Here is a 20990-nt window from a genome sequence, read left to right on the forward strand (position 1 = left end):
TACATAATGTAAATAAGACTGATTGATTATGTCAGTCTTATTTGTATATCTTAATATCATTAAAAATCACATCAAATATTTCTTTTTGCGTAAAGTTATCTGTAAAAATAGTTTCTCTCGCAACCTCAATTGTATCGTGCGGATTATACCATTTTTGTAGGGAATCTTCACCAAATTCATGTCGTTTGTCCCTTGTGTTATGTCGTCTAATAGTTTCCTCTAATGATAAATCAAAGTAATATGTAAATGCATTTTTATCAAAATAACGAATTAATTCTTTTAACATCTCACCATACCTACGACTGTTCAATATACCTTCTAAAATAACAAATTCACATTTTCCTTTTCCGTACTTTGTAATTTCAAATAGTAAATCATGTGATAAATTCCCCATTGTGTCGTGTACTCTAAGCATATCTCTACGCACAACATCCTGTGATACTAAAAGTGTACCTTGTCCGAAATGTTCTTGTAGTTGCTTTGCAATCGTTGTTTTACCACTTGCGGAGTTTCCTCTAAGAATGATTAAAGTGGATGTAAATATAGGATTAGACATAATGTATTCCCCCCAACAGTATTAATTATATAGAAAATTTTAACAAATAAAGTGAGGAAAGTGTATAATTAATATGACGGATATTTAAGGAGGGGGTTAGATGGGGGATATATTAAAAAATGCACGACCTATATGGAAACGGACTTGGTTTCGTTATCTAGGGGCATTTTTTATTGTTCAGTTACTGTTTATCCCGCATTAACGGGCAGTAAGACCCCCACCTCAAAATTCAGCGAAAGCGAAGAAGTTAGGTGGGGGATCAACTGCCCGTAAAAGCCCGAATGGTTCAACTAATAATCAGTGGGGGATGAACAAAACCCCCACTGATTAAAGTTTCACTTTATTTTGTGTGAAATAACTGCGTGGGCACCAAACTTTAGGCCAGGCGGAGAGTTTTTTAATAGAATATTAAATTCTCAATTTTTCACTGAATGGTTCACACTCTATACAATCCCGCAATTTAACGTATTTACAGCATTTTTTGCGATTACATTACTACCATATGCATTAGTAGGTGCAATGAAAGATATAACATCAAGAAAAAATATAAAGGAATAATAGAGGTATAATATGCTTTTTCAAAAAGAAGGTTTATTGATTAGATACGTAATGGAAGATGATGCATCTATCGTTTCTAAATGGTTAACGGACCCAGCAGTCCTGCGGTATTACGAAGGACGAGATAATCCGCAGTCTGTAGAAAAGGTGCTTGATCATTTTATACATAATCCAAACAATAATGAAAAAAGATGTTTAATAGAATTTGATACCGTTCCGATTGGTTACATACAAATGTACCCAGTTGATTCAGAGTGGAAAGCGTTATATGGCTATAAAGAATCACAAAATGTATGGGGAATGGACCAATTTATCGGTGAACCAGCCTATTGGGGAAAAGGAATTGGACAAAAACTCGTTCAGGCAGCAATTACATATATTATGGGTGAAATGAGAGCAGAAGCAATTGCAATGGATCCGAAAGTAAATAATGAACGAGCGATAAAGTGTTATGAAAAATGCGGATTTAAAAAAGTAAAGATTTTAAAGGAACATGAGCTGCATGAGGGGAAATTAGAAGATTGTTGGATGATGGAATACAAACAATTATAATGAATATGCAATGGCTTATATAAACGAAGGGAGCTGTGCGAAATGAAAAAAGCGTTAATCGTAATTGATGTGCAAGCGGGTATGTATACAGCTGGAATGCCAGTACATAATGGGGGAAAGTTTTTACAAACACTGCAAGAGCTTATTATGGAATGTCGTTCAAATGATATTCCAGTTATTTATATCCAACATAACGGTCCTAAAGACCATCCGTTAGAAAAAGGTACGGATGGATGGCGAATCCATGCGGCCATCGCTCCGCAAGAAGGAGATAATATTGTTGAAAAGACGACGCCAGATTCATTCCATAAGACAAACTTAAGCGAAGTGTTACAAGAGAAAGGAATTGAACACGTTATTCTTTCGGGAATGCAATCAGAGTATTGTGTAGATACGACAACGCGCAGAGCATGTAGTGAAGGATATAAAGTAACGTTAGTGAGTGATGCGCATAGTACATTTAATACAGAAGTGTTACGTGCTGAAGATATTGTGCAACATCATAACGCAGTATTGGGAGCGTTTGCGGATGTTGTTGCATTAAAAGACTTGAAAGTGGCTGCCTCTAAATAAGAGGTAGTTTTTTTATTAGAAAAAAGCGTCAAATATTGTCGGTAAGTCGATATTTTGAAATAATCGTTTATATAATTTCACGTACCATAATGAAAATATACAAAAAAGGAGCACCACATAATTAAAAAGGGTGCTCCTGCATTAAAATGTTACTTCTTCTTGTCTTTATCCAATATATTTTGTTCTTCAGCAAATTCCGTACCATATGCAAAGCGGCGATTAATACGAATGTTATCATTGTTGTGCCTTGTATGAGAGTTAGAGAAGCGATGAACGATTACTTCAGATAAAGTGAAGACGATGGCAGAAAGGATACTGCCCCATGCAATTTGCATATAGTTGTCTAATAAAATATTACCGAAAATCCATACGCTTAAATATGTTAATAAGAAATCCGACATAATGGCACCAGTATTGCCAATTCGATTTAAAATGATTTTATCAACGAACATGTAGGATACGATTGTAACAAAGAGACTGAATGAAATAATTTGAACAAACGTTGCAGGGAAAAATAAAGCAAGCCCAATGCTAAATGCGATAATGCACGATATAAACTTGATAAGCACTACTGTGAAATCATTCAAAATTCACACCTCCGATTTATACATAGTTTTTCAATAAATTCTGGAGTTCATACATTGTAACGGATTTATTTACGTAAAACTTTTTCATGTTCGGAATTTCGTCTAAATATTATAAAAACAATGGAAAAATGTTATAGTAAAATGAGAGTGTATGACATTTTTAGGTAAGGGGGAATCCAGGGTGTGGATTACTTCAGAAGTAGAAATTCCAGATGAGTTAATTGATCATCTTGAACAAGGAAAGTTAGTGTTATTTGTTGGAGCGGGAGTTTCTATGAAAGGGAAATCAAACTTACCGAATTTTGATGATTTAGTTGATGCAATTGCAAAAACGTTATATGTCGAAAAACGTGAAATAACAGAACCACATGATTATTATCTTGGTAAAATTGCAAAAACAAAAGATGTACATCAAGTTGCAAGAGATCTTGTTCATATAGAGAAATCAAAACCGAATCCATTGCATTTTGCAATTCCAAGGTTATTTCCTTTAGATACAGATATCCGCATTGTAACAACAAATTTTGATCAACATTTTACAACTGCAATTAAGGAAATAAATAGAGATATCAATGTTTATTATGCTCCAGCTTTACCGACTGGGAGAGCATTTAAAGGTCTTGCTTATATACATGGTAATGTAGAACAGGAGAAAGAGGCTTTAATTTTAACAGACGGTGATTTTGGAAGGGCTTACTTAACCGAAGGGTGGGCGAGAAGATTTTTAGTCGATCTATTCTCGAATTACACCGTTTTATTCGTTGGATATAGCCATAATGACCCAGTAATGAAATATTTAGCGACTGGTTTACCACCAAGTACAAGGCGTTATGCATTTGTTGCACAAGGGGAAAATACGTACCACTGGGAGCATTTAGGAATACGGCCGATTGTATATCCGAATAAAGGTAATAATCATCAATCTCTTGTTAAAGCAGTGAAGCGATGGGCGGAATTAATGGGCGATAATTATATTACGAAAAGAATGCGTATTCGGGATATTGTAACGGTTCCCCCGTCAGTAGAACAGGAACAATTATCATACATAAAGCAATCAATTAAAAAAATTGAAACAGTTCGTTACTTTGTGGAATTTGCTCATGATTATGAATGGGTCGAATGGTTAGAAGCAGAAGGTAAATTACAAAATTTGTTTATGCTTACGCCAAACTATAATGAAGTAGATGAATTACTTGCAGAATGGTTAGTGGAACAATTTCTTTTTAGTCATCAGAAAGAATTATTTCAATTAATTTATAAAAACTATTCTAAAATATCACCGTTATTATGGAGAACGATTTGTAACTACTTAAACGAAACGAAGAGTAAGATGGATCCGTTGTTGTTTGCAAGATGGACACTCTTTTTATTAGAAACAGCTGAAAAAGATAGTAGCTCTATAGAAAAGATTTCTAAGTTACTGCAAAAATGTTCTTTTCCTGAGCATAAGGAAATTGCCTTATTGTTACTAACTTTTATTTTAGATGGAAAACTGAAGTTGAAACGTGTAAGAAAATGGGGAAATGATACGCAAGAATCAATAGAACTCGAGGAATCGAGTCGCTTACCAGTATCTACATTTTCTCATGTGGAGCAAATTTGGAACGAAAAGATGAGGCCATATATCACCCATTATGCTGTTCCAATTATGATGATCGGATTAGAAAAATTGAGAATGTTGTCGTTAAGACAAACGGCACTGAAAAAAAGAAATAAGGAAGATGTAGAAAAAGATTTTCATCAAAATGATCTTGCATTTTTAATACAAATTGTAAAAGAGTGTCTAACTTATTTATGTGAAAACAATGAGAAAAAAGCGGATTATTATATTACAGAAATGATAGAAGCAAATAGTGTACTTCAAAAGCGAATTGCAATTGACGCGATGAATAAAAATATTTTTGTTCGTGTAGATGACAAAATGAAATGGTTGTTACATGAAGGACTTCTTTTAGATTTCACTTATAAACACGAAGTTTTTCAACTTTTAAAAAGGCATTATGCACATTGTTTAGAAGAAACAAAAGAAGAAGTCACTCGAACTGTAATAAAGCATCTTACAGAAGAGAGGGTATTTGATGCATGTCTCGTATTAGACTTATTATTCAAGTGTGATTCAAATAGTCCATCTACGGCAAATGGGTATGAGTTAATGAAGCAAAAGCATCCTCATTTTCATTCTGAACGATACAGTGTACAAAAGAAAGAGGATACAGCGCAAAGCATTACTTGTAATGTAACAGCTGACGGATTATTGCAGCTGAAAGATGTTGAAATTATGAAGCAAGTTCGGCAATTTTCGCAAGATGGTGTTTTTGAACAACGCCATTTTTTAGAGATGTTATCAAAAGCATGTAAATTGAATACAGAGTGGAGTATTTCATTCGCATATCAATTAGTAGGAGTGCAAGAAATAAGTAATGAAGTATGGTTTGTTTGTATTAGAGAATGGCGAAATAACCGAGGATTGACAAATGATCAAATCCAAAAAATTATTCCGCTATTGCAGAAATTTGTTAGAAATACTGCTTATCATTGGTTAATTAGTAGTTTTCTATATGAAATTAGTAATCGACTAGAAGAGTTAGAAGAGAATAGTATACGTGTTGTAAAACGCTTTGCTTTTTCAGTGTTTCCTCAAGTTATGAAGAGTGATACGGATTTTAAGCTTGGAAAACAAGATTTTTACAATGAATCAATTCAGCATCCTGTTGGGAAAATGACGGCTGTATTATTAAAGTTGTTATCATATGATCATTTATACGATCGTAATGTATATGAATATTTATTTTTATTTGAAGAACAAGTAAGAGTTAATTTGGAACGAACAAACTTTATGTTTGCTCGTTTAATAGCAGATATTACATTTCTATATCATATTGAAAAGCAATGGTGCCGAAAATATTTGTTACCATACTTAGATTTAAAAAAACAAAATGAAATTACGGAATATGCATGGGCTGGTTTATGTTACACGCAAATAAATTTACCTTTATTTACAGAAATGAAGCGTTTTATTAAGTATGCGATAGAACATTTGGAAGTATTACATCCGCATACGAGGGAAGCTTTCTTGAAGTGGCTTAGCTTTGTATTTATTAAATGTGTACTATATTGGGAGCAAAAAACAGAGTGGTTATACCCTTTACTCATACTAGAAAATGAAGAAAATAAAATTAAATTTATGCAGTTTTTATGCTATTACGTCAAAACATTAAGCGTAAAAGAACAACAAAAATTTTGGACAGCTTGGCTCAGTGTATTTTTACGAGAACGACCAAAAATGGGTGAGATAACTGCGAGAGAATATGTAATGCTTTTACGTATTATCTTATACATGGATGAAATATTAGAAAAAGGATTATGTATTATGTCTCGTGCATTTTCAAGTGTACATGGTAAATGTACAGGTGAGGAAATGAAGCAGTTATTGATTGAAATGCTTCATAAAAAAGAAAGTATGAAAGCGCATAAAGAAATGTTTGCAAATGTGTTTTTTATTTTACTACAAACATGTCACGAAGCCGTTTTATTTGAAAAAGAAATCATACAAATAAAAGAATTATTAGTTCAGTATGAAGTAGAGGAATATGTTTTACATTTACTAGAAAATGAAATAATTCGCATAGGAATTGTAATGGGTGATTTACAAAAAGAATTATAGGATGAAAGTGGAATTTTAAAAAAATATATAAAAAGTTGTTGACAGTGTTTTAAAAAGCGTTCTATAATACGAATCATACTTATTCAATTTCAAAAACATTTGAATAAACAAAGTGCAATGAAGAGATCACAGTAGTGGTTAGTCTTACTGTAACAGAGAGCTGGTGGTTGGTGTGAACCAGTACAGGGATAATCATGAATTACAGTCTTGGAGCATCTTTTTCGTAATAAAGATAGTTTGTCTTTATGAGGAAAAAGCGGTCAATTGATCGTTAACAGTGAAGAGAGGTAGACGGAAAGTTAGTCTACAACTAGGGTGGTACCGCGATAAATATCGTCCCTACTGATTTATTCAGTAGGGACTTTTTGTATTTTAGTGGTCCAACTTGAAAATAAAATAGTCATGCATTGAAAGGAAAAGCAGTAGTTGTTGTTTCCCTGTAACAGAGAGCTGGTGGTTGGTGCGAACCAGTACAAAAACAAGAGCGAATTACAGTCCTGGAGCATCTTTTTCGTAGTAAAGATAGTATTTGTCTTTATGAAGGGAAAGACGGTCAGATGATCGTTAACAATGAAGAGAGGTAGACGAAAGAAGTCTACAACTAGGGTGGTACCGCGATAAATATCGTCCCTACTGATTGCATCAGTAGGGCTTTTTTGTACAAAAAAGTGGGTTTTTAACTAGTAGTTCATGTCTTTGTACGAATTATTAGTTTAAAATAAGAAGAGGTATCGATTCCACTATAAATTTGTATAATTAACCAGTTCAGAAAATAGAGAATCTTTTATTCTCTTACTATACTTTTAAAACATTAGAGGAGGATTTCCAAATGGCAAATCATGAATTAGATCAATTACGTAAACAGGTAGATGAAATTAACTTACAACTATTACACCTTTTAAACAAACGTGGTGAAATTGTTCAAAAAATTGGAGAGCAAAAGCAAGTACAAGGTACGAAACGCTTTGATCCAGTACGTGAGCGTGAAGTACTTGATATGATCGCAGAGCATAACGAAGGACCATTCGAAACATCAACTGTTCAACATATTTTCAAAACGATTTTCAAAGCAAGCTTAGAGTTACAAGAAGATGATAACCGCAAAGCGTTACTAGTATCACGTAAAAAGAAACAAGAAAATACAATCGTTGATGTAAAAGGTGAATTGATTGGAAACGGAGCACAAACGTTCATCATGGGACCTTGTGCAGTAGAAAGCTTAGAGCAAGTTCGTCAAGTAGGGCAAGCGATGAAAGATCAAGGCTTAAAATTAATGCGCGGCGGTGCATTCAAACCGAGAACATCTCCATACGATTTCCAAGGTTTAGGAGTAGAAGGACTTCAAATTTTACGTCAAGTAGCAGACGAGTTCGACTTAGCAATTATTAGTGAAATTTTAAATCCGAACGATGTTGAAATGGCATTAGACTACGTTGATGTAATTCAAGTTGGTGCACGTAACATGCAAAACTTCGATTTATTACGTGCTGTAGGTAAAGTTAACAAACCAGTATTATTAAAACGTGGATTAGCAGCAACAATTGATGAGTTCATTAACGCAGCGGAATACATCATTGCGCAAGGCAACGATCAAATTATTCTTTGTGAGCGTGGTATCCGCACATACGAAAGAGCAACACGTAACACATTAGACATTTCTGCAGTACCAATTTTAAAGAAAGAAACACATTTACCAGTTATCGTTGATGTAACACATTCAACTGGACGCAGAGATTTATTATTACCAACAGCGAAAGCGGCACTTGCAATTGGCGCAGATGCAGTAATGGCTGAAGTGCATCCAGATCCAGCAGTTGCATTATCAGATTCTGCACAACAAATGGACATTCCAGAATTCCATAGATTCATGGATGAGTTAAAAGGTTTCAAAAATAAATTATCTTAATTCCATATCATATATGCATTGAAGAGGAAACAGTAGTGCTTATCTCACTGTTAAAGAGAGCTGATGGTCGGTGTGAATCAGTACAAAGGTAAGCATGAATTACAGCCTTGGAGCATCTTTCCCGACAACTTATGGAGGGGAAGACGGTCAAACGATCGTTAAAGAAGAAGAGAGGTAGACGACAGTTGTCTACAACTAGGGTGGTACCGCGATAAACATCGTCCCTACTGAGCGCTCAGTAGGGACTTTTTTGTACAAAAAAATAGTAAAGGGGCAAGAGAAATGAGATACATTACAGCTGGAGAATCACATGGACCGCAGTTAACAGTTATTTTAGAAGGTGTACCAGCAGGTTTGACACTTACGGCGGAACATATTAATAAAGAATTATTAAGAAGACAAAAAGGTCATGGACGCGGAAGACGCATGCAAATTGAAACAGATACAGTTGAAATTGTAAGTGGTGTTCGTCACGGGATGACACTTGGATCACCGATTACGTTAATCGTAAAAAATGATGATTTCAAACATTGGACGAAAGTAATGGGTGCCGAGCCAATTTCGGAAAAAGAAAGTAAAGACATGAAACGTACAATTACAAAACCACGTCCCGGACATGCGGATTTAAATGGAGCAATTAAATATGGTCATCGTGATATAAGAAACGTATTAGAGCGCTCATCTGCAAGAGAAACGACAGTTCGTGTAGCTGCTGGTGCAGTTGCAAAACAAATTTTAAGCGAATTAGGCGTGGAAATTGCAGGACATGTTCTTGAAATTGGTGGAGTAAAAGCAAAACATATTTCAAACTTATCAATTGAAGAAATTCAAACAATTACTGAAAACTCACCAGTTCGATGTTTAGATAAAGAAGTAGAGCAAGAAATGATGAATGCGATTGACAACGCAAAAAGTAGTGGAGATTCAATCGGTGGCATCGTGGAAGTCATTGCAGAAGGTATGCCAATTGGCGTTGGTAGTTACGTTCATTACGATCGTAAATTAGATGCAAAACTTGCTGGTGCAATTATGAGTATAAATGCATTTAAAGGTGCTGAAATTGGCGTAGGTTTTGAAGCGGCACGACAACCTGGAAGCAAAGTGCATGATGAAATTCTGTGGGATAAAGAAAAAGGATACACGAGAAAAACGAATAATTCCGGCGGTTTAGAAGGCGGTATGACAACAGGTATGCCAATTGTCGTAAGAGGCGTTATGAAGCCAATTCCTACTTTATACAAACCGTTAGCAAGCGTTGATATTGATACGAAAGAAGAATTCCAAGCGAGTATTGAAAGATCTGATAGTTGCGCAGTACCAGCAGCGGGTGTAGTAGCTGAATCTGTTGTGGCATGGGAACTTGCAGATGCACTAGTCGAACAATTCGGAAAAGATCGTATGGAATTATTAAAACAAAACATTATGCAACACAATAACTACGCAAAAGAATTTTAATAAAAAGGTGGGTTTAACGTGCAAGTAAAGGATCAACTATCATCATTACAACCATATAAACCAGGTAAATCACCAGAACAAATGAAAGAAGTGTACGGAGATCATTCGTTTGTGAAATTAGCATCGAATGAAAATCCATTCGGTTGTTCACCGAGAGTTTTAGAAGAGTTGCAAAAATCTTGGTTGGAACATTCTTTATATCCTGACGGAGGTGCTACAACGCTCCGTCAAACAATCGCAGATAAGTTGCATGTGCAAATGGAACAAGTACTTTGTGGTAGTGGTTTAGATGAAATCATTCAAATAATAAGCCGCGCCGTATTACGAGCGGGAGATAACATTGTAACAGCAGGTGCAACATTCCCGCAGTACCGTCATCATGCGATTATTGAAGGCTGTGAAGTGAAAGAAATTCCTTTAAATAAAGGTGTATACGATTTAGACGAAATTTCGTCAGCGGTAAATAATAATACGAAAATCGTATGGATTTGTAATCCGAACAACCCGACGGGCACATATGTGAATGAGCAAAAATTAACTCAATTTATTGAAGGCATTAGTGAAAATACGTTAATTGTCATTGATGAAGCGTACTATGAATACGTAACAGCAAAAGACTTCCCTGAGATATTATCGCTTTTAGAAAAACATAAAAACATTCTTGTACTTAGAACGTTTTCTAAAGCATACGGATTAGCTTCTTTCCGCGTTGGATATGCGATCGGACAGGAAGAGCTAATTGAGAAATTAAATGTTGTACGTTTACCATTTAACGTATCTTCATTAGCGCAAAAAGCAGCTACAATTGCTTTTAGTGATGACGAGTTTATTAAAGAAATAGTTCGCGTGAATACAGAAGGATTACAGCAATACGAGAGTTTCTGTAAGGAAAACGGTATACCATTTTATTCGTCACAAACTAATTTCATCTTCTTACCGGTAGATAATGCTGGAGAGATTTATGAAGCTTGCGCACATGCAGGGTTTATTATTCGTCCATTCCCAAATGGTGTCCGTATTACAGTTGGAACAAGGGAGCAAAATGAAGGAGTGATTTCAGTGTTAAAACAACACTTTGAAAATAAAAAAAGTAAGTCTCGAGATGAGGCAAATGCGTAAAAAGGTAGTATTAATTGGAACAGGTTTAATAGGAGGCTCTCTCGCATTAGCAATTAAGAAAGAGCACGATGTAATGATAACAGGTTATGATATATTTAAAGAGCAAGTAGAGCGTGCAAAAGAATTACACGTAGTAGATGAAATAGCAGTTGATTTACAACATGCATGTGAAGAGGCACATTTAATTGTTTTTGCTTCTCCAGTTGAAGAAACGAAGAAGTTATTACACAAACTTGCGTCATTCCGTTTACGAGAAGATGTTATAGTGACTGATGTTGGTAGTACAAAAGGGTCTATTATGAACGAAGCGGAAGCTTTATTTTCAAAGGAAGTTTCTTTCATTGGGGGACATCCGATGGCGGGTTCTCATAAAACGGGAGTTGAAAGCGCAAAGGCGCATTTATTTGAAAATGCATTTTACATTTTAACACCGATGAATCATGTACCAAATGAACAAGTGGAAGACCTTAAAGTATGGTTAAAAGGAACAGGATCACATTTTCTTGTTTTAAATACAGAAGAACATGATTATGTAACAGGGATCGTTAGTCATTTCCCGCATCTTATCGCAGCAGGTTTAGTAAAGCAAGTTGAGAAGCATGCAGGAGATAATCCGCTCATTCATCAGCTAGCTGCTGGAGGTTTCAAAGATATTACACGTATCGCATCTAGTAGTCCGAAAATGTGGAGTGATATTGTAAAGCAAAATCGAGAGCATTTAATGGTATTATTAAAAGAGTGGATCTCTGAAATGGAAGGTTTATATAAGACAGTTTCTACTGGAGATGCAGGCGAGATTCAAAACTATTTTGCAGATGCGAAAGAATACCGTGATTCTTTACCAGTAAGAAAGAGTGGTGCAATTCCTGCTTATCACGACTTATACGTTGATGTATTAGATAAGGTGGGGGCATTGGCTCATATTACGAGTATTTTAGCGCGCGAGGAAATTAGTATTACGAACTTGCAAATATTAGAAGCGCGTGAAGGACTGCTTGGGGTATTACGTATTAGCTTCCAAAGGGAAGAAGATCGTATGAAAGCAAAGCTAGCGCTTGGAGAAGAAGAATACCAAACTTATGAAACAATTTAAATGAGAAGGTGAAAAACGTGAAAGAAAGAACAATACAACCTGTTAATAACGGATTGAATGGCAATATTACAATCCCAGGTGATAAATCCATTTCACACCGTGCTGTTATGTTCGGTTCGATTGCAGAAGGGAAAACAACAATTAAAGGTTTCTTGTCCGGTGCAGACTGTTTAAGTACTATTTCATGTTTTAAAGAAATGGGAGTAGAAATTACGCAAAACGGTGATGAAGTTACTGTAGTTGGTAAAGGATTAGAAGGTTTACAAGAACCGAAAGCTGTATTAGATGTTGGTAATTCTGGTACAACAATTCGATTAATGTCAGGTATATTAGCTAACACACCATTTTTCTCTTGCGTACAAGGTGATGAATCTATCGCAAAAAGACCGATGAAGCGTGTAACAAACCCATTAAAACAAATGGGTGCAAACATTGACGGCAGAGAAGAAGGAACATTTACACCGCTAACAATACGTGGTGGAGATTTAAAAGCAATTGAATATATTTCTCCTGTTGCAAGTGCACAAGTAAAGTCAGCTATTTTACTTGCAGGGCTTCGCGCAGAAGGTGTAACAGCTGTTACAGAACCACATATTTCCCGCGATCATACGGAAAGAATGCTTGAAGCATTTGGTGTTAAAGTAACTCGAGAAGGAAAGACAGTGAAGCTGTCAGGTGGACAAAAATTAACAGCAACAGACATTCAAGTGCCAGGTGACGTATCATCAGCAGCATTTTTCTTAGTAGCAGGTGCAATCATCCCAAATAGTAAACTAATATTACAAAATGTAGGAATGAATCCAACTCGTACAGGTATTATTGATGTTTTAGAGAAAATGGGTGCTACATTTACTATAGAGCCGATTAACGAAGGCGCATCAGAACCAGCTGCAAACATTACGATTGAAACATCTTCATTAAAAGGAATTGAAATTGGTGGGGATATTATTCCAAGACTAATCGATGAAATTCCAGTTATCGCTTTAGCGGCAACACAAGCAGAAGGTATTACAGTTATTAGAGATGCACACGAATTAAAAGTAAAAGAAACAAATCGTATTGATACAGTCGTTGCGGAGTTAACGAAACTAGGAGCTCGCATAGAAGCAACTGATGACGGCATGATCATTTACGGAAAATCAGCTTTAAAAGGCAATACAGTAAATAGTTACGGTGATCACCGCATCGGAATGATGCTTGCGATTGCTGGCTGCCTGGCAGAAGGGAAAATAATTATTGAAGATGCAGAAGCAGTAGGTGTATCATATCCTACATTCTTTGATGAACTTCAAAAGTTAGCTAAATAATAAAGATGGAAAGCAGATACGTGATGTATCTGCTTTTTTTGTTAAAACGTCCTTGTAATTTCACTTACCGAACTATAATAGTGAGAATTGTGATACAATTCAAACAGAGAATGGAGGAGAATTATATGAATGTCATGCAATTAAAAGAAGATAAGTTCAGAGAAGCATTACGTTTATCAGAATACGTTTTTCAATATAAAGTAGATGAGGAACGATTACAGCAGCAACTTACAAAGATGAAGGAAAGTCATGAAATATACGGCATTATGGAAGGGGAAGACTTAGCAGCAAAACTACATCTTATTCCGTTTCATATTTACATAGGTAAAGAAAAATTTAAAATGGGTGGCGTTGCAGGAGTAGCGACGTATCCAGAGTACAGAAGAAGTGGGTATGTAAAAGAGCTACTTCAACATTCACTTCAAATAATGAAAAAAGATGGATATACAGTCTCTATGTTACATCCATTTGCGGTTTCATTTTACCGTAAATACGGCTGGGAACTTTGTGCGAATTTAGTCACATGTCATATGACTAAGAGCGATTTAGTGATGAAAAAACAAGTGAATGGTACTGTGAAACGTTTCAATAAAGAAAAGCATCCAGAAGAGGTCGAAAAGCTCTATGAAGTATTTGCAGAACGTTTTTCAGGTATGCTAGTTCGAGAGAAGAACTGGTGGTTACAAGCGGTTTATGATGATTTAACATTAGCGATTTACTATGATGAAAATAAAAGGGCAGCAGGTTACATGTTATACAAAATAGAAAACTATAAAATGACAGTAGAAGAATTTGTACCACTACGTAATGAAGCACGAAATGGTCTGTGGAACTTTATTTGCCAGCATGATTCTATGATTAAAGAACTTGAAATGACAGTAAGTGAAAACGAACCGTTGTTATATTCATTGCAAGAGCCACGCGTGAAGACAGAAATAAAACCATATTTTATGGGAAGAATTGTAGATGTAGAGCAGTTCTTAAAACAATATGAGTTGAATTGGAACAATGTACAGCAAGAAGTGATCCTACACATTACAGACGCATTTGCTCCGTGGAATAACGTAACAGTGAGACTTGCAAATCATGAAATAACAATTGTAGAAGAAACAACGGAAAAAGGAATAAAACTGGATATTAATGCACTATCGGCAATAATGTTTGGTTATAAACGCCCATTAGAACTAAATGAACTTGAATTAATTAGTGGAAGTGACGAGGCAATACGGTCAATTGAGAATCTAGTACCAGTGCGTAAGCCATTTATTTATGATTTCTTTTAATTTGTATGTATGAAGGTGGGCTATCCTAAGTGGAATTTCGGGATAGCTTCCTCTTATATTGTGAATTTTTGTCGGTAAGTCAATATATCATGAAAATCGCTGATATAATTAGAGTTGCGCCAATATATCCAGAAAGTCGCTCGTATAATTACATTCACAAATAAGGGATAAAAAATCACAGCTATACTTTGTCACGCACTTGACTTTTAATTCATGTAATTTATAATTAAAAACGGAATGAATTTTCATTCCTGGAAATTGAGGTGGAAAAATGGCTAAAAACAAACAAGAGGATATTTTTGATGCTGCAATACAACTTTTTGCAGAACGAGGTTATGATGGTACAACAATTCCGATGATTGCTGAAAAAGCAAAAGTAGGCGCAGGTACGATCTACCGTTATTTTGAAAATAAAGAAGCGCTTGTTAATTCTTTATTTACGAAAAGTGTTTTACAACTATCAGAATTAATAAAAAATGATTTCCCGGTCGATGCAAATATTCGTGAACAGTTTAGCCATACATACAACCGTTTATTTGAATTTGCGAGACAAAATGCAGATGCTTTTCTTTTTACAAATTCTCACTGTGATAGTTATTTTCTAGATGAACATAGCAATGAAATATTCGAGGACTTCATGGGTTTCTTCATGAACTTGATTGAAGATGGAATCGAAAAAGGTTTGCTTCGTCCATTACCACCAATTGCTTTAATTATTATTGTATATCAACCAATTGAAAAATTAATTAAAGTAATGGAAACAGGGCAGTTAGAATATACAGATGATTTGGTAAAGGAATTGGAAGAAAGTTGTTGGAATGCTATTAGAATCATTTGATTCTATAGCGTTATAAGGACAGGAATGAACATTCATTCCGAGAAAGGTATGAAAAAGAATAACAGGAGATGATAAATCTTTACAACTAAAGGAATGAATATTCATTCCGTATTACCTAGTTTAATAAAGTTAATGAATAAATGAATAAATGAATAAATGAATAAATTAATAGAATGATAGGAATGAACGTTCATTCCGGAAAGTGTTTTCAAAAGATTAGGAATGAATATTCATTCCACATGTGAATTTTATAATGGGAGATGATTCAAATGAGCAAGTTAAAAAGTTGGAGAAGTTTATCTTTTCTATTATGGATAGTTATTACTATTACAATGGTCGTAACGATGCCTAATATGGATAAATTAGTGAAGGAAAAAGGGAAAATTACAATCCCTAATACAGAACAAAGCAGTATTGCTGACAAGATGATGAAAGAGATGGATAAAGAAGGGGTTGAAAAGTATGAAATTATAGCCGTTTTTAATAGTGGCAATAAGGCAGCTTTAACAGATGAACAAAAGAAGGAAATAACAAAAACAATCAACGCCCTGCAAAATGAAAAAGAGCAATTAGGAATTAAGGAAGTTGTTTCATATTTAGATAATAAAGACTTGGAAAAACAATTAGTTTCTAAAGATAATACGACTATTTTAACGCAAATATCGATAGATAAAAAACATGGTGAAATATCAAAGGTTTCAAATAATCTTCATGAAAAAGTGCAAACGAAAGGGGTAAAAACGTATTTAACAGGAAGTGACTTAATAGCGGGTGATTTTCTTAAATCCTCTCAAGAGGGAGTGAAAAAGACAGAAGTTATTTCAATCATTTTCATTCTTGTAGTATTAATCCTCGTATTCCGTTCACCAGTTGTTCCGATTGTTTCTCTTCTTACAGTCGGTGTGTCGTATTTAGTTTCAATGGGGATTATTGCTCAGCTTGTGGATCAATTTAATTTCCCATTTTCAAACTTTACACAAGTGTTCGTAGTCGTCGTCCTCTTTGGAGTAGGAACAGATTATAACATTTTATTATATACGAGGTTTAAAGAAGAATTAAGTAAACAAGAAAATGCATTTTTGGCCACGAAAGAAACATTTAAATCGGCAGGTAAAACCGTATTATATAGCGGTATAGCGGTGCTAATTGGTTTTGCATCACTTGCGTTAGCGAGTTTTAAATTATATCAATCTACTTCAGCGGTAGCAATTGGTGTTTTAGTATTACTACTCGTATTAACGACTTTAAATCCGTTTTTTATGGTGCTTTTAGGAAAAGGAATGTTTTATCCAGTTAAAACATTTAAAGGTCATGAGGATAGTCGCTTATGGGGATTCTTTGCGAAAAATTCAGTAGCAAGGCCATTTATCGCTTTAATCATCGTATTCGTAATATCGATTCCTTTCGTATTAAAATACTCTACTACACTGAATTACAATGATTTATTTGAAGTGGATAATAAGTATGAATCAAAGATGGGTATTAACGTAATAGAAGATCATTTTCCGCCTGGTTTCTCTTCACCGAGTACATTAGTCATTCAATCTGATAAAAAGCTGGATGAAGGAACTTCTCTACAAATTTTAGATGAATTAACTGATAAAATTTCGAAAGTTAAAGGTGTGTCAGAAGTATATGCACCAACACGTCCAACTGGTGAGAAGATAAAAGAATTATATTTAAATAAGCAAGCGGGAGAATTGAATACAGGATTAGGAGATGCCGATGGTGGCATAAAGGAAATTAATGATGGATTAACGGATGCGAAAAATAAAATGGGAAGTAATGATTCAAATAGTCTTGCGAATGTTCAAAAATTAATTGATGGAACGAACGAGGCGAAAAATGGGGTATCAGCATTAGGAACAGCTTTACATCAATTATCCAGCGGCATAAACGGAGGTGCACAAGGAGCGCAGCAAATTGAGAGTGGGTTAACTTCAGTAAATAAAAATATAAATGTCCTATCCAATGCAACGTCACAGCTTCATACTGGTTATGCACAGTTAGAAAAAGGTTTAAGTTCTTACGATCAATACTTCGGAAGTATTGATCAAGCGATTGACGGTGCGAAAAAAGGATATGAACAAATTGAAATGTTAATGACCAATTTCGTTCAAACGAAACCAGAATTAGCGAATGATCCAAACATACAACAAACGATAGGGATTGCTAAAGAGGCACAAAAAAATTTAAGCGTACTTTCAAATGAATTAAATCAATTAGCAACCCAGCACAAAACGGCGATGAGTTCATTTAAAGAAGCGAATCAATCGTTATGGAAAGTGGATAACGGCTTAAAAGAAATGGGCATTGGAGTTAATAAGTTACAAAAGGGAGCAGCGGATCTTAAAAATGGATTAAATGAAGGTACTGCAGGTTCAAAACAAATTGCAAATAAATCAGTTGAGTTACAATCTGGATTAACGAAAATAAACGATGGACAAGGACAACTTTTAACGGGCCTTAAAGACCTGCAAGAAAAGATGGGGCAATTACAATCCGGTTTATCTAAAAGTACAGAAGGGCTTGGAAAAGTAAGTAATGGCCTGCATGACGCACAGAAATATTTAGGGGAGCTCAATGAGTCGAAAAGCTCTGAGAAGTTTTATATTCCAAAAGAAGTGCTAGAGGGAGAAGATTTCCAAAAAGCATTGAACACGTACATGTCACAGGATAGAAAAATTGCTAAAATGACCATCATTTTAGATGTAATTCCGTATTCCAAAGAAGCGATGCCAATTATTCAAGAAATTAATAAAACAATCGATGGCACTGTAAAGGGAACGGAATTACATGATGCGAAAACAGCGATCGGCGGAACAACATCTAGAAACGTTGATTTAAAAGAAGTAACAGGGCAAGATTTTTTACGTACAGCTACAATTATGTTAATTGGAATTGCCATTGTATTAATCGTAATTACACGCTCACTACTAAACACAATATTTATTATTGGCTCATTACTATTAGCGTACTTCGCATCACTTGGTATAAGCGAACAAATTAGTGCACATGTATTACATGTAGATACATTAAGCTGGAATGTTCCATTCTTTAGCTTCATTATGATTGTCGCTTTAGGAGTGGATTATAGTATTTTCGTAATGATGCGCTATAACGAGATCGAAGGGGATTCGGTAACAAAAATTGTAACTGCATCTCGTCATATAGGAGGAGTTGTATTATCGGCGGCGCTAATTTTAGTAGGGACGTTTGCAGCATTAATTCCATCAGGTGTGTTAACACTTATACAAGTTGCATCAGTTGTTGGCGTTGCACTATTACTATTAGCTTTAATCGTGATGCCGATATTGTTACCTGCTTTAATGGGGTTAACGAGTAAATTGAAGAGTTATAAAGAAAAAATAATAAATACGAAATAAGTGAAGACTGTAGGGGATGATTTCTCTACAGTTTTTCTATATATAAAATCTTAAATGGAAAATGAATCCAATGTATTACACAACGAGAAGTGAATGGTAACATGAGAAAGAGGTCGATGATATACATACCATAGCTAAGGGAATGGATAAAAACTATCCGATTTCATTGTAGAAAGGTAATCAACCGTTGCTATTCATCCAGCTTCTACTATATAATAGCTATAGTCTACAATAATTGAGTCGTAATATGCGATTTTTTAAGACAATCGGTGAGAAAACGCTGAAATAAGCGGTATTAGTAGGAGGACACAAATGATTACAGTAAGTAACGTTAGTTTGCGTTTCGCGGATCGCAAATTATTTGAAGATGTTAACATAAAATTCACGCCAGGTAACTGCTACGGTTTAATCGGAGCAAACGGTGCTGGTAAATCAACATTTCTAAAGATTTTATCTGGAGAAATTGAACCATCAACAGGTGACATACATATTACGCCAGGTGAGCGTCTAGCAGTATTAAAACAGAACCACTTCGAATATGAAGAGTTCCCAGTATTAGAAACAGTAATTATGGGTCACACGCAACTTTACAAAGTAATGCAAGAGAAAAATGCTATTTACATGAAAGAAGACTTTAGTGATGAAGATGGAATGCGTGCTGCAGAACTTGAAGGTGAGTTCGCTGAGCTTAACGGTTGGGAAGCTGAGTCAGAAGCTGCAATCCTTCTAAAAGGTCTTGGTATTGGTGAAGATCTTCACGACAAAAAATTATCAGAATTGACTGGTGCAGAGAAAGTGAAAGTATTACTTGCTCAAGCATTATTCGGTAAACCTGACATTCTATTACTAGATGAGCCTACCAACCACTTGGACTTAAAAGCGATTCAATGGTTAGAAAACTTCTTAATGAACTTTGAAAATACAGTAATCGTTGTATCCCATGACCGTCACTTCTTAAATAAAGTATGTACGCACATGGCTGATCTTGATTTCGGTAAAATTCAACTTTATGTTGGTAACTATGACTTCTGGTATGAGTCAAGCCAGTTAGCTTTAAAATTAACACAAGATGCTAATAAGAAAAAAGAAGAGAAAGTAAAAGAGTTACAAAACTTCATTGCACGCTTTAGCTCAAACGCATCTAAAGCGAAACAAGCAACTTCTCGTAAAAAATTATTAGATAAAATTACATTAGATGATATTAGACCATCATCACGTCGTTACCCATTCGTTGGCTTCACACCTGAGCGTGAAATAGGAAATGACTTATTAACTGTTGAAGGTCTTTCTAAAACAATTGATGGCGAAAAAGTGTTAGATAATGTGTACTTCACTTTAAATAAAGGTGATAAAGTTGCATTTATCGGTCGTAACGATATTGCGATGACAACATTATTTAAAATCCTTATGGGTGAAATGGAGCCAGATAGCGGTTCATTCAAATGGGGTGTTACAACATCTCAATCTTACTTCCCAAGAGATAACTCTAAGTACTTTGAGAACAATGACTACAACTTAGTTGATTGGTTACGCCAATTCTCTCCACAAGATGAGTCAGAAAGCTTCTTACGTGGTTTCTTAGGCCGTATGTTATTCTCAGGTGAAGAAGTTAAGAAGAACGTTTCTGTATTATCTGGAGGCGAAAAAGTTCGTTGTATGTTATCTAAAATGATGTTAAGTGGTGCGAACGTAATCACACTTGACGATCCAACGAACCACTTAGACCTTGAGTCTATCACTGCATTAAACAATGGTTTAATTGCTTTCAAAGGTACAATGTTATTCACATCTCATGACCATCAGTTCGTACAAACAATTGCAAACCGCATTATCGAAGTAACGCCAAACGGTGTAATCGATAAAGAAGCAACTTACGATGAGTACTTAGAAAATGAAGAACTTCAAAAACAAGTAGATGCAATGTACAAAGGTCAATAATATATAATGAAAAAACTCGCTCTTTTTAGAGCGAGTTTTTTTGTCGAGAAAACATAACACCATTGGTGGGGGCAAATGAATAATTATTCAAATATAATATTAGTGAACATGAGGATTTTTCATGTATGGAAGAGATGTAATGACTTTAAGATTTAGTTGAAGCAGGGGAATGTAA

At 35.1% G+C, this 20990-nt stretch carries 14 protein-coding genes, 2 pseudogenes and 3 other annotated features; of the genes and pseudogenes, 14 read left to right on the top strand and 2 right to left on the bottom strand.

Annotated elements, in window-relative coordinates:
• Positions 1-37: 37 nt before the first annotated feature.
• Positions 38-556 carry a kinase gene (locus tag N2V92_RS20090; protein WP_017763309.1) on the bottom strand — a complete coding sequence of 173 codons (519 nt, stop codon included), beginning with the start codon at positions 554-556 and terminating at the stop codon, positions 38-40.
• Between the two features lie 100 nt (positions 557-656).
• Here N2V92_RS20090 and N2V92_RS20095 point away from each other — a divergent pair.
• From N2V92_RS20095 to N2V92_RS20110, 4 genes and pseudogenes are all read left to right on the top strand, one after another.
• Positions 657-740, top strand: a pseudogene (locus N2V92_RS20095) (YfzA family protein); the annotation flags it as partial.
• Between the two features lie 155 nt (positions 741-895).
• Positions 896-1114 (top strand): annotated as a pseudogene (locus N2V92_RS20100) (YfzA family protein); the annotation flags it as partial.
• Positions 1115-1126: 12 nt separating this feature from the next.
• On the top strand, positions 1127-1666 hold the full coding sequence (locus N2V92_RS20105) for a GNAT family N-acetyltransferase (RefSeq protein WP_000898779.1): 540 nt from the start codon (positions 1127-1129) through the stop codon (positions 1664-1666).
• A gap of 42 nt (positions 1667-1708) precedes the next feature.
• Positions 1709-2239, top strand: coding sequence for a cysteine hydrolase family protein (locus tag N2V92_RS20110; RefSeq protein ID WP_017763308.1), 531 nt, complete (start codon positions 1709-1711; stop codon positions 2237-2239).
• 149 nt (positions 2240-2388) lie between these two features.
• On the opposite strand, the gene N2V92_RS20115 is transcribed toward N2V92_RS20110, so the two are convergent.
• Positions 2389-2826: a YndM family protein gene (locus tag N2V92_RS20115; RefSeq protein ID WP_000997702.1), complete on the bottom strand. Its 438-nt coding sequence runs from the start codon at positions 2824-2826 to the stop codon at positions 2389-2391.
• A 181-nt stretch (positions 2827-3007) separates the two neighbouring features.
• On the opposite strand from N2V92_RS20115, the gene N2V92_RS20120 reads away from it, so the two are divergent.
• The 10 genes from N2V92_RS20120 to N2V92_RS20165 all read left to right on the top strand — a co-directional run bounded on the left by N2V92_RS20120 (position 3008) and on the right by N2V92_RS20165 (position 20815).
• The gene (locus N2V92_RS20120) at positions 3008-6490 is read left to right on the top strand and encodes a DUF4020 domain-containing protein (RefSeq protein WP_044798021.1); all 3483 of its coding nucleotides are present in this window, start codon (positions 3008-3010) and stop codon (positions 6488-6490) included.
• A 108-nt stretch (positions 6491-6598) separates the two neighbouring features.
• Positions 6599-6834, top strand: a binding site (T-box leader).
• A gap of 54 nt (positions 6835-6888) precedes the next feature.
• Positions 6889-7125 (top strand) — a binding site (T-box leader).
• 194 nt (positions 7126-7319) lie between these two features.
• Positions 7320-8396, top strand: coding sequence for a bifunctional 3-deoxy-7-phosphoheptulonate synthase/chorismate mutase (locus tag N2V92_RS20125; RefSeq protein WP_001273573.1), 1077 nt, complete (start codon positions 7320-7322; stop codon positions 8394-8396).
• Between the two features lie 9 nt (positions 8397-8405).
• Positions 8406-8625 (top strand) — a binding site (T-box leader).
• 53 nt (positions 8626-8678) lie between these two features.
• Complete coding sequence (gene aroC, locus N2V92_RS20130; protein WP_042598044.1) at positions 8679-9851, top strand: chorismate synthase; 1173 nt, start codon at positions 8679-8681, stop codon at positions 9849-9851.
• Between the two features lie 18 nt (positions 9852-9869).
• On the top strand, positions 9870-10970 hold the full coding sequence (hisC, locus tag N2V92_RS20135) for a histidinol-phosphate transaminase (RefSeq protein ID WP_042598045.1): 1101 nt from the start codon (positions 9870-9872) through the stop codon (positions 10968-10970).
• Entirely contained in the window at positions 10963-12063 is a 1101-nt protein-coding gene (gene tyrA / locus N2V92_RS20140) for a prephenate dehydrogenase (protein ID WP_001228126.1), read from the top strand. The genes hisC and tyrA overlap by 8 nt, the downstream gene beginning before the upstream one ends.
• A 17-nt stretch (positions 12064-12080) precedes the next feature.
• Entirely contained in the window at positions 12081-13370 is a 1290-nt protein-coding gene (gene aroA, locus N2V92_RS20145; protein WP_000664636.1) for a 3-phosphoshikimate 1-carboxyvinyltransferase, read from the top strand.
• 125 nt (positions 13371-13495) lie between these two features.
• Positions 13496-14653: a GNAT family N-acetyltransferase gene (locus tag N2V92_RS20150; RefSeq protein WP_042598046.1), complete on the top strand. Its 1158-nt coding sequence runs from the start codon at positions 13496-13498 to the stop codon at positions 14651-14653.
• Between the two features lie 271 nt (positions 14654-14924).
• A complete protein-coding gene (locus N2V92_RS20155) occupies positions 14925-15491 on the top strand; it encodes a TetR/AcrR family transcriptional regulator (protein ID WP_001107289.1) in 567 nt (188 codons plus the stop codon).
• Between the two features lie 269 nt (positions 15492-15760).
• Positions 15761-18877, top strand: a complete 3117-nt coding sequence (locus tag N2V92_RS20160) for an MMPL family transporter (protein ID WP_016077542.1) — start codon at positions 15761-15763, stop codon at positions 18875-18877.
• A gap of 312 nt (positions 18878-19189) precedes the next feature.
• Complete coding sequence (locus N2V92_RS20165) at positions 19190-20815, top strand: ABC-F family ATP-binding cassette domain-containing protein (protein ID WP_016077543.1); 1626 nt, start codon at positions 19190-19192, stop codon at positions 20813-20815.
• Positions 20816-20990: the final 175 nt, after the last annotated feature.

This window comes from Bacillus sp. CH_48 (genome assembly GCF_038008465.1).
GTDB classification, from domain to species: Bacteria; Bacillota; Bacilli; order Bacillales; family Bacillaceae_G; genus Bacillus_A; species Bacillus_A thuringiensis_S.

Excerpts from the sequence above, each read along its gene's own strand:
- N2V92_RS20160 (WP_016077542.1), top strand. The coding sequence starts at position 15,761 with ATGAGCAAGTTAAAAAGTTGGAGAAGTTTATCTTTTCTATTATGGATA.
- aroC (WP_042598044.1), top strand. The coding sequence starts at position 8,679 with ATGAGATACATTACAGCTGGAGAATCACATGGACCGCAGTTAACAGTT.
- N2V92_RS20090 (WP_017763309.1), bottom strand. The coding sequence starts at position 556 with ATGTCTAATCCTATATTTACATCCACTTTAATCATTCTTAGAGGAAAC.
- N2V92_RS20105 (WP_000898779.1), top strand. The coding sequence starts at position 1,127 with ATGCTTTTTCAAAAAGAAGGTTTATTGATTAGATACGTAATGGAAGAT.
- tyrA (WP_001228126.1), top strand. The coding sequence starts at position 10,963 with ATGCGTAAAAAGGTAGTATTAATTGGAACAGGTTTAATAGGAGGCTCT.
- N2V92_RS20110 (WP_017763308.1), top strand. The coding sequence starts at position 1,709 with ATGAAAAAAGCGTTAATCGTAATTGATGTGCAAGCGGGTATGTATACA.
- N2V92_RS20125 (WP_001273573.1), top strand. The coding sequence starts at position 7,320 with ATGGCAAATCATGAATTAGATCAATTACGTAAACAGGTAGATGAAATT.
- N2V92_RS20150 (WP_042598046.1), top strand. The coding sequence starts at position 13,496 with ATGAATGTCATGCAATTAAAAGAAGATAAGTTCAGAGAAGCATTACGT.
- N2V92_RS20155 (WP_001107289.1), top strand. The coding sequence starts at position 14,925 with ATGGCTAAAAACAAACAAGAGGATATTTTTGATGCTGCAATACAACTT.
- N2V92_RS20165 (WP_016077543.1), top strand. The coding sequence starts at position 19,190 with ATGATTACAGTAAGTAACGTTAGTTTGCGTTTCGCGGATCGCAAATTA.